Source organism: Nonomuraea sp. NPDC051298, assembly GCF_055586305.1.
The window spans coordinates 282065-295518 of record NZ_JBVJIM010000012.1 but is presented as its reverse complement, the minus strand read 5'-3'; the positions used below and the strand labels follow the sequence as shown (position 1 = coordinate 295518).

11 protein-coding genes are annotated in these 13454 nt (G+C 71.8%); 2 read left to right on the top strand and 9 right to left on the bottom strand.

All coding sequences use genetic code 11. From position 1 onward, the window contains the following. Positions 1-8: 8 nt before the first annotated feature. From ACZ6S0_RS31420 to tkt, 7 genes are all read right to left on the bottom strand, one after another. A complete protein-coding gene (locus tag ACZ6S0_RS31420; RefSeq protein WP_465922916.1) occupies positions 9-758 on the bottom strand; it encodes a class I SAM-dependent methyltransferase in 750 nt (249 codons plus the stop codon). Between the two features lie 142 nt (positions 759-900). Continuing rightward, a complete protein-coding gene (gene pgl, locus ACZ6S0_RS31415) occupies positions 901-1674 on the bottom strand; it encodes a 6-phosphogluconolactonase (RefSeq protein WP_465922963.1) in 774 nt (257 codons plus the stop codon). A gap of 5 nt (positions 1675-1679) precedes the next feature. Then, complete coding sequence (locus ACZ6S0_RS31410; RefSeq protein ID WP_465922915.1) at positions 1680-2594, bottom strand: glucose-6-phosphate dehydrogenase assembly protein OpcA; 915 nt, start codon at positions 2592-2594, stop codon at positions 1680-1682. Beyond that, complete coding sequence (zwf, locus tag ACZ6S0_RS31405) at positions 2595-4124, bottom strand: glucose-6-phosphate dehydrogenase (RefSeq protein ID WP_465922962.1); 1530 nt, start codon at positions 4122-4124, stop codon at positions 2595-2597. 73 nt (positions 4125-4197) lie between these two features. Further along, entirely contained in the window at positions 4198-5811 is a 1614-nt protein-coding gene (locus ACZ6S0_RS31400) for a glucose-6-phosphate isomerase (protein WP_465922961.1), read from the bottom strand. Continuing rightward, positions 5811-6902 carry a transaldolase gene (gene tal, locus ACZ6S0_RS31395; protein WP_465922914.1) on the bottom strand — a complete coding sequence of 364 codons (1092 nt, stop codon included), beginning with the start codon at positions 6900-6902 and terminating at the stop codon, positions 5811-5813. Before tal ends, ACZ6S0_RS31400 begins: the two co-directional genes overlap by 1 nt. 7 nt (positions 6903-6909) lie before the next feature. Then, positions 6910-8940, bottom strand: coding sequence for a transketolase (tkt, locus tag ACZ6S0_RS31390; RefSeq protein ID WP_465922960.1), 2031 nt, complete (start codon positions 8938-8940; stop codon positions 6910-6912). Between the two features lie 399 nt (positions 8941-9339). On the opposite strand from tkt, the gene ACZ6S0_RS31385 reads away from it, so the two are divergent. Both ACZ6S0_RS31385 and ACZ6S0_RS31380 read left to right on the top strand, forming a co-directional pair. Then, positions 9340-10284: a heme o synthase gene (locus ACZ6S0_RS31385; protein WP_465922913.1), complete on the top strand. Its 945-nt coding sequence runs from the start codon at positions 9340-9342 to the stop codon at positions 10282-10284. 132 nt (positions 10285-10416) lie between these two features. Further along, positions 10417-11607 (top strand): PrsW family intramembrane metalloprotease, encoded by a 1191-nt coding sequence (locus ACZ6S0_RS31380; protein ID WP_465922912.1) that lies wholly within the window; start codon positions 10417-10419, stop codon positions 11605-11607. 27 nt (positions 11608-11634) lie between these two features. Here the strand turns inward: ACZ6S0_RS31380 and ACZ6S0_RS31375 are convergent, their stop codons facing one another. Together ACZ6S0_RS31375 and ACZ6S0_RS31370 are read right to left on the bottom strand one after the other, a co-directional pair. Beyond that, entirely contained in the window at positions 11635-12333 is a 699-nt protein-coding gene (locus ACZ6S0_RS31375) for a SanA/YdcF family protein (RefSeq protein ID WP_465922911.1), read from the bottom strand. A gap of 62 nt (positions 12334-12395) precedes the next feature. Further along, a complete protein-coding gene (locus tag ACZ6S0_RS31370) occupies positions 12396-13382 on the bottom strand; it encodes a COX15/CtaA family protein (RefSeq protein ID WP_465922910.1) in 987 nt (328 codons plus the stop codon). Between the last annotated feature and the right edge of the window lie 72 nt (positions 13383-13454).

Here is a 13454-nt window from a genome sequence, read left to right as displayed (position 1 = left end):
GAGATCGGCTAAGGGCGGGTCGCGCGGGCGAGGTAGGCGCAGACGGGGAAGCCGTCGCGCTCGTAAGGGGCCGCGAGCCTGAGATAGTGGCTCCTGATGCGCTCCACGACCTGCGGCGGCTGGCGCGCGATCACCTCGAACCTGGGCCCGCCCGCCTGCACGACATCGGTCCACCAGGACGCGAGATCGACCCGGTGGCGCCACCTGACCGTCTCCACGGCGGCCTCGCCGAACCCCGCCCCGCCCAGCAGCACGGTGAAGCGCTGCGGGGTCTCGTGGGCCGTGAAGGGGCGCGGCGGGGGATCGTAGGGGACCTCCGCGGCGGTGATGGCCTCGGCGAACACGTCGGTGGCCGTCATCTCACCGGACTTCCACCAGGTCAGGGCGATCGCCCCGCCCGGACGCAGCACGCGGTGCAACTCGCGGAGCGCCTCGGTCGCGTCGGGCACGTGGTTGATGATGAAATTTCCCGCTATCGCGTCGAACTGCGCGTCCTCGAACGGAAGCTCCGGCAGCGCCGCCAGCCGGGTGGTCGCGTACGGATGGCGGCGGACGGCCAGCTCCAGCATCGCCGGATCGGCGTCGACCGCGGTCACCTCGGCGCCCAGCGCGAGCGCCGCCGCCGTCACCACTCCCGTGCCGCAGCCCACGTCGAGCAGGTGCGGGGCGCGGCCCCGGCAGGCCGAGGCCAGGAGCGGGCCGACGGTGTGGGAGCTGAGATGGGCGAAGCCGCGATCGTACGCTTCCGCGTTGGTCATCGAGCCAGCCTAACCCAGCCCCCGAATCTGACAACCTCCTGTGAGATTACCCCTCAAGGCCCAATTTTTGGGGAAATGCCGCCCCGAAGGGCGGTGCGGCCGACTGGACCCGTCCGCCGGGCCGCGATCCCAGGAACTCCGCTCAGGGGGAGGCGATACGTCCCAGCTCCGGCGGAATCTTGCTCGCCGCCGCCCGGTCCAGCAGGAACAGCGTCCGCCCCCGCCCCCGGGCCCCGGCCGCCGGCACCTGCACGGGGCCCGAGTCCGACAGCGCCAGCCGGACCGCGCCCGACTTCTCCGCCCCGGCCGCCACCACCCACACCTCGCGGGCCGACTGGATGGCCGGCAGCGTCAGCGAGATGCGGGTCGGCGGCGGCTTCGGCGAGCCGTGCACCGCCACCACCGGGCGCGTGTCGTACAGCGCGGGCAGCCCTGGGAACAGCGAGGCCACGTGGGCGTCCGGGCCCATGCCGAGCAGCATCACGTCGAAGCTCGGCACCGGCCCGTGGTCCTCAGGACGGGCGGCCCCGCGCAGCTCGGCGGCGTAGGCGTCGGCCGACTCCTCCGCCGTCATCCCCGAGTCGGGGCCGCGCATGACGTGCACCCGGGCGGGATCGAGGTCCACGTGGTCGAGCAGGGCCTCGCGGGCGCCGGTCTCGTTGCGCTCCTTGTCGCCGTCGGGCACGAACCGCTCGTCGCCCCACCACACGTCCAGACGCTGCCAGTCGACGGCGTCGCGGGCGGGGGTGGCGGCGATGGCCGCCAGCGTGGCGGTGCCGACGGTGCCGCCCGTGAGCACGATCGAGGCGGAGCCCTTGGCCGACTGCACGTCGACCAGCCGTGTGATGATCCGCGCCGCCACGGCCTTGGCGAGGACGTCGGCGTCGCGGTGCACGACGATGCTGGGCACGCTCACTCTGGTCATCCCTTGTACGTCCTCGCGAACCGCTTGACCGCGGCCTCGTAGATCTCGTCGGTGTCGAGCCTGCGCAGCTCCTCGGCCATCAGCTCGGAGGTGTGCCGCCTGGCCAGGGCCACGTTCCTGTCGGGCTGGCCGGGCCGGGAGAGCTTGGCCAGGCGGGCGTCGGTGCGGACCACCGCCAGCTCGCCCTCCCCGAGCTGCAGCCGCACGGCCGTCAGCCCAGGCCCGGACGACTCGGCGACCTTGATCGGCGCACCGAGCCGCTCCGACAGCCAGGCGGCCAGCAGCGGCGCGCTCGGGTGGCCCGCGGCGGCCTCCACGACCCCCTTGCGCACCTTGCCCACCGGCTGGTCGAACGCGGCCGCCAGCAGGCTGCGCCACGGCGTCAGCCGGGCCCAGGCCAGGTCGGTGTCACCGCGGGCGTAGCCCTTGGCCCGGATGACCAGCGACTTGACGCCGCCGTCGTCGAAGCCCTTGGCGTCGGTGATGCGCCGCTGCGCCAGCGCTCCGATCGCGTCCTTGGCCGGCGCGTCGGGGGCCGCGCCCGGCCACCAGGCCACGACCGGCGTGTCGGGCAGCAGCAGCGGGCTGACCACGGAGTCGGCGTGCTCGGTCAGCTCGCCGTACAGGCGCAGCACGACCACCTCGCCGGGCGTGTTCTCCCCGATCCGCAGCTCGGCGTCGAGCCGGATGGGCTCGTCCTCCTCGCGCTTGATCACCACGATGATGCGCGACGGGTGCTCGCGCGCCGCCTCGGTGGCCGCGCGCAGCGCGTCGTACTGGTGGCGCTCCTCGCTGACCACGACGAGCGTCAGCACCATGCCGATGGCCGGGGCGCCCATCTGGTGACGCAGGTGCGTGAGCTGCGCCGAGATCTTGCCGGCCGTCGTGTCGGTCAGCATGAACGTGGTCATCTAGAGTCTCCTCCACACCCGGCCGTCGCGGGCCATCATCGCGTCGGCCGACTCCGGCCCCCACGAGCCCGACTCGTACGCCTCCGGCTGGCCCTGCGTGGCCCAGAACTCCTCGATCGGGTCGAGGATCTTCCACGACAGCTCCACCTCCCGCTGGTGCGGGAAGAGCGGCGGGTCGCCGATCATCACGTCGAGCAGCAGCCGCTCGTACGCCTCCGGCGACGACTCCAGGAACGACTCACCGTAGGCGAAGTCCATGGAGACGTCGCGCACCTCCATCTGCGTCCCCGGCACCTTCGAGCCGAAGCGCACCGTGATGCCCTCGTCGGGCTGGACCCGGATGACCAGCGCGTTCTGGCCGAGGATCTCGGTGTCGTCCTTGCTGAAGGGCAGGTGCGGCGCCCGCTGGAACACCACGGCCACCTCGGTCACCCGGCGGCCCAGGCGCTTGCCGGTGCGCAGGTAGAACGGCACCCCGGCCCAGCGCCGGTTGGCGATCTCCAGCTTGACCGCCGCGTAGGTCTCGGTGGTGGACTCGGGCGAGATGCCCTCCTCCTGGAGGTAGCCGACGACCTTCTCGCCGCCCTGCCAGCCCGCCGCGTACTGGCCGCGCGCGGTGTTGAGCCCCAGGTTGGCCGGCAGCCGTACGGCCTTGAGCACCTTCTCCTTCTCCCGCCGCAGCGCGGAGGCGTCGAAGGAGGTCGGGTCCTCCATCGCGACCAGCGCGAGGAGCTGGAGCAGGTGGTTCTGGATCACGTCGCGGGCCGCGCCGATGCCGTCGTAGTAGCCCGCGCGCCCCCCGATGCCGATGTCCTCGGCCATCGTGATCTGCACGTGGTCGACGTAGCTGCGGTTCCAGATGGGCTCGTAGAGGTTGTTGGCGAACCTCAGCGCCATGATGTTCTGGACGGTCTCCTTGCCCAGGTAGTGGTCGATCCTGAAGATCGAGCTCTCCGGGAAGGCCGAGGTGGTGATCTCGTTCAGCTCGTGGGCCGACTGCAGGTCGTGCCCGAACGGCTTCTCGATCACCACCCGCCGCCACGAGCCCTCGGGCGCGTCGGACAATCCCGTGCGCTTGAGCTGCTCCACCACCACAGGGAAGAACTTCGGCGGCACCGACAGGTAGAAAGCGTAGTTTCCGCCGGTGCCCCGGGTCTCGTCGATCTCGGCCAACGCCATGGCCAGCGCGTCGAACGCCCCGTCGTCCGAGAACTCGCCGGGGACGAAATGGATGCCCTCGCAGATCTGCTTCCAGACCTCCTCGCGGAAGGGCGTCCGCGCGTGCGCCTTGACGGCGTCGTGCGTCAACCGGGCGAAATCCTGGTCCTTCCAGTCACGCCGGGCGAACCCGACCAGCGAGAAGCCGGGCGGCAGCAACCCCCGGTTCCCCAGGTCGTAAATCGCCGGCAGCAGCTTGCGCTTGGCCAGGTCACCCGTCACGCCGAACAACACCAACACGCACGGCCCCGCCACCCGCGGCAGCCGCTTGTCGCGCGGATCGCGCAGCGGGTTGGCGGCCTCCACCTCCATGGTGGTGGCTGTGCCCGCGACGGCCGCCGCCACGGTGGCGGCCTCCTCCGCGGGCGCTGCCGGGTCAGTCATCTCAAACCTCCTGTGCGGCTGCGAGCAAACGCGCGACTCCCGCCACGCGGTCGGTCAAATGCAGGCGTACGGCCGGCCGCCCCCGGGTCTCCAGCGCCCCCAGGTCGCCGAGCGCCTGGGCGAGCTGCAGCCGCCCCAGCGTGTACGGCCTGCCGGGAACGGCGACGTCGTCGCCCACCGCCCCGGTGATCTGCAGGAACACCCCGTTCTGCGGCCCGCCCTTGTGGTATTGCCCCGTCGAGTGCAGATACCGCGGCCCCCACCCGAACGTCACCGGCCGGTCGGTACGCAGCGCGAGCAGCGCCCGCAGCGTCGTCGGATCGGCCATCATCCAGGCGTCGGTCATCTGCTCGAAGTCGGCCCCCTCCGGCACCGGCGCGTCGAAGGCCGCCAGCCGGTCGAGATAGGCCATGATCGCCAGATAGCCGTCACCCGGGATCGCGTGCAGCAGCTCGGCGAACAGGCCGGGCAGGTCGGTGGCCGTCGCCGCGGCGTACGCCTCGACCGGCCCGTCCACGAACGACGGCGCGCCGGTCGGCAGGTCGGGCAGGGACAGCAGGGCCACGGTGTTGTCCTTCGACTCGGCCACGCTGGGCTGGTCGAAGGGGTCGATCCTGAGCAGGTGGCCGGCGATCGCGGTGGCGTACTCCCAGACCAGGAACTGCGCGCCCAGCGGCCCGTCCACCCGCACGTCGCCGACGTCGGACCCGATCGCCACGACCAGCTCGTCGCCGGTGCCGTTGGGGTCGGCGCCGACGACCGGCAGGATCCCCCTGCCCTGCTTGCCGGTGGACTCGGCCACGAGCTGCTCGATCCAGTCGGGCAGCCCGTTGATCGGCGAGAGCTGGTCTTCCAGCACCAGTTTGTCGCGCCCGGCCAGCGCCGCGCCGCCGAGCGCCGCGCCCAGGTCGAGCCCGGGGTTGCCGCTGTCGCGCGACAGCAGCGGCAGCACCTCCGCCGCGTCGTCGAGCAGCCGCGCCACGTCCGCGCCGGCCAGCGCGCCGGGCACCAGCCCGAACGCCGACAGCGCCGAGTAGCGCCCGCCCACGTCGGGGGCGGCGAGCACGAGGCGGTGGCCGCCGTCGACGGCCAGCCGCTCCAGCGGCGAGCCGGGATCGGTGACGATCACGATGCGGTCCGCGGGGGCCAGGCCCGCCTCCGTGTAGAGCCGCTCGAAGATGCGCAGGTGGCAGTCGGTCTCCACGGTCGTGCCGCTCTTGCCGGACACGACCACGACCGTGGACTCCAGTCCGCCCGCCAGAGCCCGGCGGACCTGCTCGGGATCGGTCGTGTCGAGCACGGTCAGCGGCACGTCGGCGGTGTCGCAGATGACCTCCGCCGCCAGCGACGAGCCGCCCATCCCGGCCAGGACCACGTTCGTCAGGCCCTCGGCGCGGGCCCACCCGGCGAGCCCGCCCAGCACGGGCAGCAGCTCGCGGGAGGAGCGGGGCAGCGCCAGCCAGCCGAGCCTGGCAGCCGCCTCCGCCTCGGCGTCCTCACCCCACAGCGTGGGGTCGCCGCCGGCGAGCCGCGCGGGCACGCCGTCGGCGACGAGACGCCCCGCGACGGAGGAGGCGGCCGAGGCCACCCCCTCCTCGCGGTAGGACACCTCCATCACGGAACCAGGTTCTTGGTGACGCTCTCGAGCAGCTCGTTCCAGGACGCCTCGAACTTCTCCACGCCCTCCTCCTCCAGCACCTTCACCACGTCGTCGTAGTCGACGCCGGCGTCCTTGAGCGCGGCCATGGTGTTCCACGCCTGCTCGTAGAAGGGACGCACGGTGTCGCCCGAGACGTTGGCGTGGTCGGCCGTGGCGTCGAGCGTCTTCTCCGGCATCGTGTTGACGGTGCCGGGGGCGACGAGCTGGTCGACGTAGAGGGTGTCGGAGTATTCGGGGTTCTTCACGCCGGTCGAGGCCCACAGCGGGCGCTGCGGGCGGGCGCCCGCCTCGCGCAGGCGCTGCCAGCGCTCGGAGTTCATCACGTCCTCGAAGGCCGCGTACGCCAGGCGCGCGTTGGCCACGCCCGCCTTGCCCTTCAGCTCCGGCTTGCCCAGGCCGTCGAGCCGCTTGTCGATCTCGGTGTCGACCCGGCTGACGAAGAACGAGGCCACCGACTCGATCGTGGCCAGGTTGAGGCCCTTGGCCTGCGCGGCCTCCAGACCGGCGAGCCAGGCGTCCATGACCGCGCGGTAACGCTCGAGGGAGAAGATCAGCGTGACGTTGACGCTGATGCCCTCCGACAGCGCCTGCGTGATCGCGGGCAGGCCCTCCAGCGTGGCCGGGATCTTGATGAACAGGTTGGGCCGGTCGACCAGCCACCACAGCGCCCTGGCCTCGGCCACGGTCTTCTCGCTCTCGCGGGCCAGGCGGGGGTCGACCTCCAGCGACACGCGGCCGTCGACGCCGCCCGTGGCGTCGTAGACCGGGCGCAGCACGTCGGCGGCCCAGCGGATGTCGTAGGTGGTGATGGCGCGCACGGCCTCGCCCACCTCGACGCCCCGCACGGCCAGGTCGTGGAGCTGGCTGTCGTAGGCGTCGCCCTTGCCGAGCGCGTTGGCGAAGATCGTCGGGTTGGAGGTCACCCCGACGACGTTCTTCTCGCGGATCAGCCGCTCCAGGTTGCCGCTGCGCAGGCGCTCACGGCTGATGTCGTCGAGCCAGATGGCGACGCCCTGGCCGGACAGCTTGTTGAGGATCTCGCTCATCGCTTCTTCAGTTTCCCGTCGTCTCGCCCTTGTCCTGACCCAGTTTGGCCAGGCTCGCCTTCGCCGCCGCCGCCACCCGCTCCGCCGTCAGCCCGAACTGCTCGAACAACGTCCTGTACGGCGCCGAGGCGCCGAAGTGCTCGAGGCTGACCACTTCGCCGCACTCGCCGACGAACTCGTGCCAGCCGAGCGCGACGCCCGCCTCGACGGCGACCCGTGCCCGGATCGACGAAGGCAGAACCGTCTGCCTGTATGCGGTGTCCTGCCCCTTGAACCACTCGACACACGGCATCGAGACCACTCGCGTCGGGATGCCCCGCGCCTCCAGCAGCTCCCGGCCGCCCACCGCGATCTCCACCTCGCTGCCCGTGGCGATGATGATCACCCGCGGCTGGCCGTCGGACGCCTCGCGCAGCACGTAGCCGCCGCGGGCCACGCCGTCGGCGCTGGTGCCCTCGTAGACCGGCAGGTTCTGCCGCGTCAGCGCCAGCGCGGCGGGACGGTCGGTGTGCTCCAGCACGGCCTTCCAGGCGTGGGCGGTCTCGTTCGCGTCGGCCGGGCGCACCACGTCGAGGCCGGGGATCGCGCGCAGCGCCCACAGGTGCTCGATCGGCTGGTGGGTGGGGCCGTCCTCGCCCAGGCCGATGGAGTCGTGCGTCCACACGTACGTGACGGGCAGCTTCATCAGCGCCGCCAGGCGCACCGAGGGCCGCATGTAGTCGGAGAAGACCAGGAACGTGCCGCCGTACGGGCGGGTGCCGCCGTGCAGGGCGATGCCGTTGAGTATCGCGCCCATGGCGTGCTCGCGGATGCCGAAGTGCAGCGTGCGGCCGTAGCGGTTACCGGGGAACTCCTTGGTCTGGTATTCCTCCGGGATGAAGGACGGCTCGCCCTTCATCGTGGTGTTGTTCGAGTCCGCCAGGTCGGCCGAGCCGCCCCACAGCTCGGGCAGCACCGGCGCCAGCGCGCTGAGCACCTCGCCGGACGCCTTGCGGGTGGCGATCGACGCGCCCGTCTCGAACGACGGCAGCGCGGCGGCCCAGCCCGCCGGCAGCTCGCGCCGGGAGATGCGGTCGAGCTCGGCGGCCCGCTCGGGGCTGGCCAGCCGCCACTCGGCGTAGGTCTTCTCCCACTCGGCGTGGTCGGCGCGGCCGCGCTGGGCGATGCCGCGGGCGTGCTCCAGCACCGCGGCCGGCACGTCGAACGTCTTGGCCGGGTCCATCCCCAGCACTTCCTTGGTGGCGGCGATCTCGGCATCGCCCAGCGCGCTGCCGTGGATCTTGCCGGTGTTCTGCTTGTTGGGGGCGGGCCAGCCGATGATCGTGCGCAGCCGGATGAACGACGGGCGGCCGGTCTCGGCCTTGGCCTCCTGCAACGCGTCGTAGAGGGCCTGGACGTCCTCGACGTATTCGCCGGTGGCCGTCCAGTCGACGCTCTGCGTGTGCCAGCCGTACGCCTCGTAGCGGGCGACCACGTCCTCCGACTTGGCGATCAGCGTGTCGTCCTCGATGGAGATGTGGTTGTCGTCGTAGATGACGACGAGGTTGCCCAGCTTCTGGTGGCCGGCGAGCGCGCTGGCCTCGTGGCTGATGCCCTCCTCGATGTCGCCGTCGCTGACGAAGCACCAGATGTGGTGGTCGAACGGCGAGGAGCCCGGCTCGGCGTCCGGGTCGAACAGGCCGCGCTCGCGGCGGGCCGCCATCGCCATGCCGACCGCGTTGCCCAGCCCCTGGCCCAGCGGGCCCGTCGTGGTCTCGACGCCCGCCGTGTGACCGTGCTCGGGGTGACCCGGCGTGAGGCTGTCCCACTGGCGCAGCCGCCGCAGGTCGTCCAGCGTCAGCCCGTAGCCGGACAGGTAGAGCTGGATGTAGAGAGTCAGGCTGCTGTGGCCGCACGACAGCACGAACCGGTCGCGCCCGAGCCAGCCCGGGTCGGTCGGGTCGTGGCGCAACACGCGCTGGAAAAGCAGGTATGCGGCGGGGGCCAGGCTCATGGCGGTGCCGGGGTGACCCGAGCCCGCCTTCTCCACTGCGTCCATGGCCAGGGCTCGGACGACGTCGACCGCCTTGCTGTCCAGGTCGGTCCATTCAAGGGCTGGCACGAGTTCGGTGCTCAAGTGCTCGATCTCCGGAATCTAGTTGTCATTGGCAGTGCCGGTGGGTCGCCGGCCGGTCGCCCGGCTCGGTCCCGGTTCGGTCGCCCGGCTCGGCCGCCGGTCGCGTGATGGCCCGCACCTACACGGGACCCTAACCGAGTGGGACCGGCGATCGATTCCCATTCCACCCGCGCGTGTCCATGTACGGCGCAAGCCCCCCATTGGCCGGACCGTCCGACCCTGCGACTACAGTTTGTTTGTTCGCAGGGGCGTCACGGCGCCCGCCCATGGATCCGCTCTTATCAGAGGTTACGCGTTGACTCAGCACAGGCTGGAAGCGCCTTGACGGTGCTGGCCAACAGGCAGCCGACGGCCTCGTCACCCCAGGTGAAGGCGCCGCGCTCGATCGGCATGACCATCAGCGCCTACATCGCGCTCACCAAGCCGCGGATCATCGAGCTGCTGCTGATCACGACGTTGCCGGTGATGTTCCTCGCCGCGGGCGGTCTGCCGCCGCTGTGGACGTCGATCGCGGTCATGGTGTTCGGCACCCTGTCGGCGGGCAGCGCCAACGCGCTCAACTGCTATGTGGATCGCGACATCGACCAGAAGATGCGCCGCACCCGCCGCCGGCCGCTGGCCAGGCACCAGGTCTCGCCGCGGGGCGCGCTGGTCTTCGGCGTCGTGCTGGGCGCGCTGTCCACGGCGGGCCTGTGGCTGACCACCAACTGGCTGGCGGCGCTGCTGTCGCTCGGCGCGATCCTGTTCTACGTGCTGGTCTACTCGATGCTCCTCAAGCGGCGCACGGCCCAGAACATCGTCTGGGGCGGCATCGCGGGCTGCATGCCGGTGATGATCGGCTGGGCCGGCATCACCGAGCGTCTCGACTGGGCGCCGCTGGTGCTGTTCGGGGTGGTGTTCTTCTGGACCCCGCCGCACACCTGGACGCTGGCCATGCGCTACAAGGAGGACTACGCGGCGGCCAAGGTGCCGATGCTGCCGGTGGTGGCCACCGAGCGCCGGGTCGTCCTGGAGTCGATCGCCTACACCTGGGCCACCGTGCTGTGCTCGCTGGCGCTGTGGCCGGTGGCCGGCACCACGCTGTTCTACCCGATCGTGGCCGCCGTGCTGGGCGCCATGTGCCTGTGGGAGGTGCACCGCCTGCTGGCCCGGCTCAACGCCGGCAAGAGCGGCGTCGACCTGCGGCCCATGCGGTTCTTCCACTGGTCCAACGCCTACCTCGCGCTGCTGTTCCTCGCGGTGGCGATCGACCCGCTGCTGTCCTGAGCGCCCCGCCCCGCCCTGCCCGCGAACGCCGTGTCCGAATGTCGTGTCCGAATGTCGTGGCCGGACGGTGACGAGTGGCTATCCGCGACGGCCAGCGCCGACCCCGGCACCCTGATCCGTTAAAGTCACCCTATGGCGACCCGTGATCCACGCTGGGTGTTGAAGGACCGCCCGTCGTTCGCGTTGATCATCGGGCTGGTCCTCACCGGCGTGTGCGCTCTGGTCTCGTTCTCCTTCGACGTGATCAACGGCGCGCCGGTGCAGTTCTTCATCGCCCTGGCCCTCGCCCTGGCCCCGGTGCCGCTGCTGCTGGCGGCGGTGCTCGCGCTCGACCGCATGGAGCCGGAGCCGCGCAGCAACCTGATCTTCGCCTTCGCCTGGGGCGCGGGCGTCGCCGTGCTGGTCGCCGGCGTGATCAACTCACTCAACCTGCACTACATCATCGACACCGCCAAGCTGTCGGAGGCCAGCGCGCGCAACATCGCGGCGACCTTCGGCGCGCCGGTCGTCGAGGAGACGATGAAGGGCCTGGTGCTGCTGGGCCTGCTGAAGTTCCGCCGGGCCGAGCTGGACGGGCCGACCGACGGCGTCATCTACGCGAGCATGGTCGGCCTCGGCTTCGCCATGAGCGAGAACGTCAGCTACTACCTCGGCGCGCTGTCCACCTCGGGCGTCAAGGGCCTGGCGGTCACCGTGGTGCTGCGCGGGGTGCTGTCGCCGCTGGCGCATCCGCTGTTCAGCTCCATGATCGGGGTCGCCGTGGCCTACGCGGCCCAGCGGCGCGGGCCCGAGCGGGTGACGTACGTGCTGGTGGGCTGGTCGGCGGCGATGATCCTGCACGGGTTGTGGAACGGTCTCGCCTCCTACGGCGGCTTCCCCGGGCTGGTGGTGGCCTATCTGGCGCTGCTGGTCGTGCTGGTGGTGCTCATCGGCGTGGTGTTCCGCGACCGGCGGCGCATCGTGGCGCTCATCCAGCGCTACCTGCCGCCGTACGAGCCGACCAAGCTGGTCAACGAGGCCGACATCTACATGCTCTCGACGTTCTCCCGGCGCCGCCAGGCCCGGCAGTGGGCCCGCGCCCACGGCGGCAGGCGCGGGCGGCGCGCGATGCGCGACTACCAGCTCGCCGCGACCGAGCTGGGGCTGCTGCACGAGCGGGCGGCCCGCCACATGGTCGACGAGCACACCTTCCACGAGGAGCAGCGGGCGCTGCTGGAGTGCATGAGCACCGCCCGCGCGGACCTTCCTGTGCCGTTGACGCACGCCAGGTCGGTGGCGAGGGGCTCGCCGCCGCCCGGCTACGCGCCCGGCGCGCCGAGCTGACCGGCTGACGGGCTGACGGGCGAGCGGTCAGGCAGGGGGCTGTTCGAGTATGCGGGTGAGCGACACCTCGCGCGGGCCCGGGTAGACCGGCTCGGAGCGCAGGAGCTTGGCGTCGGCGAACGCCTTGACGGTGGCCAGCAGTTCGCGGGCGGCGTAGGCGTACGTGGTCGAGGCCCATCGCCTGGAGGAGTCGTCACCCACGCCGAACGTCTCCAGCCCGGCCGTCCGGCAGAGCGTGACCGCCCTGGGGAGGTGGAACTCCTGGGTCACCACCGTCACCCGCTCGGCCCCGAACACCGTACGCGCCCGCACGCACGAGTCCCACGTGTCGAAACCGGCGTAGTCGAGCACCATCGCGGCGTCCGGCACACCCCTGGCCCGCAGGTAGTCGCGCATGGTGGTGGGCTCGTCGTACTCCTTGCGGCTGTTGTCGCCCGACAGCAGCAGCGCCCGCACCTTGCCCGCCCGGTAGAGGTCGGCGGCGATGTCGAGCCTGCGGGCCAGCATGGGGGTGGGCCGCGTGCCGTACACGCCCGCGCCGAGCACCAGCGCGGCCTGCGCCTCGGGCACCCGGCCCAGCCAGCCCTCGCCGTCGGCCATCGCCCGGTGGCCCGTACTGCTCAGCCAGGCCCACGTCATCGGCGCCAGGGCCAGCACGCTCACCAGCACCAGCCCTTGGTACGCCCGGCGCAGCGCCTTCCGGTCGGGGCGGACTTTTCCCAGCAAATCGCACCCCTTCGGGGCCGGGGGAGTGGCGGACCCAACACCACATACCCTGGCATATCCCGTCAGACGGCGGCGGCCGCTTCGGTGGGGGAGTGGTTCACGGGGGAGTCCGTCCTGTCGCGGGTGCGCAGCGAGGTGACGACCCTGAGCGCGGCGATCCAGACCAGGGTGGAGCCCAGCACGTGCAGCAGGACCAGCGCGGCCGGCACGGCCAGGAAGTACTGCGTGTATCCGATCACGCCCTGCAGCAGCTCCACCCCGAACAGCCCCATCGCCGCCCGCCTGGCGGGCCGGGGCGCGTTGGTCACGTGCAGGGCGAACAGCAGCGCGAACGTCAGCCCCACCACCACGTACGCCACGTCGGCGTGCAGCCGCGCCACGGCCTCGATGTCGAGGTCGAAGCGGGAGGCCATCGCGTCGCCCGAGTGCGGACCCGTGCCGCTCACCACGACCCCGATCACCAGCAGCGCGAACACCGCCGCCAGCAGCCCGTGCCCGAGCCTGCGGACGTCGCGGTGGGCCACCCGCAGCACGGGGCCGTCGCCCTCGCCCGCGCGCGCGTAGAGCAGCCAGCAGGCCGCGATCAGGCCGCTGGAGATCAGGTAGTGCGTGCCCACCGTGAACGGGTTGAGCATCGTGTTGACCACCAGCCCGCCCCACAGGGCCTGGGCGACGATCCCCACCGGCTGCAGCCAGGCCAGGCGCACCAGCGAGGTGCGGCGCGGGGCCAGGCGCAGCGCGGCCAGCACGCACGCGACCCCGACGGCCAGCACCAGGAACGTCAGCAGCCGGTTGCCGAACTCGACGGCCATGTTCAGCGGCGAGACCTCGGGGTGGGCGACCGGGATGAAGCTGTCGGGCGTGCACCGGGGCCAGGTGGGGCAGCCCAGGCCCGAGGCGGTGACGCGCACGCCCGCCCCGGTCACCGTGATGCCCGCGTTGACCACCACGGACGCCATCGCCCAGCCGCGCATCGACCGGGTCGTGGGCGTCCAGAAGGACGCCAGGAAACGCGCGAGGAGCTTGGGAGCGTCCGTGGATGGCTTCACGTCATCGATGGTAGGGGCCCGACCACTCGGTCCCGCCATCGGGAACACCCGCCCACCAGTTGGTCGGCCCCG

Coding starts and splice junctions, on each gene's coding strand:
- tal (WP_465922914.1), bottom strand. CDS start 6,902: ATGAGCGAGATCCTCAACAAGCTGTCCGGCCAGGGCGTCGCCATCTGG.
- ACZ6S0_RS31400 (WP_465922961.1), bottom strand. CDS start 5,811: ATGGAGGTGTCCTACCGCGAGGAGGGGGTGGCCTCGGCCGCCTCCTCC.
- tkt (WP_465922960.1), bottom strand. CDS start 8,940: ATGGACGCAGTGGAGAAGGCGGGCTCGGGTCACCCCGGCACCGCCATG.
- zwf (WP_465922962.1), bottom strand. CDS start 4,124: ATGGAGGTGGAGGCCGCCAACCCGCTGCGCGATCCGCGCGACAAGCGG.
- ACZ6S0_RS31380 (WP_465922912.1), top strand. CDS start 10,417: ATGGCGACCCGTGATCCACGCTGGGTGTTGAAGGACCGCCCGTCGTTC.
- ACZ6S0_RS31410 (WP_465922915.1), bottom strand. CDS start 2,594: ATGACCACGTTCATGCTGACCGACACGACGGCCGGCAAGATCTCGGCG.
- ACZ6S0_RS31420 (WP_465922916.1), bottom strand. CDS start 758: ATGACCAACGCGGAAGCGTACGATCGCGGCTTCGCCCATCTCAGCTCC.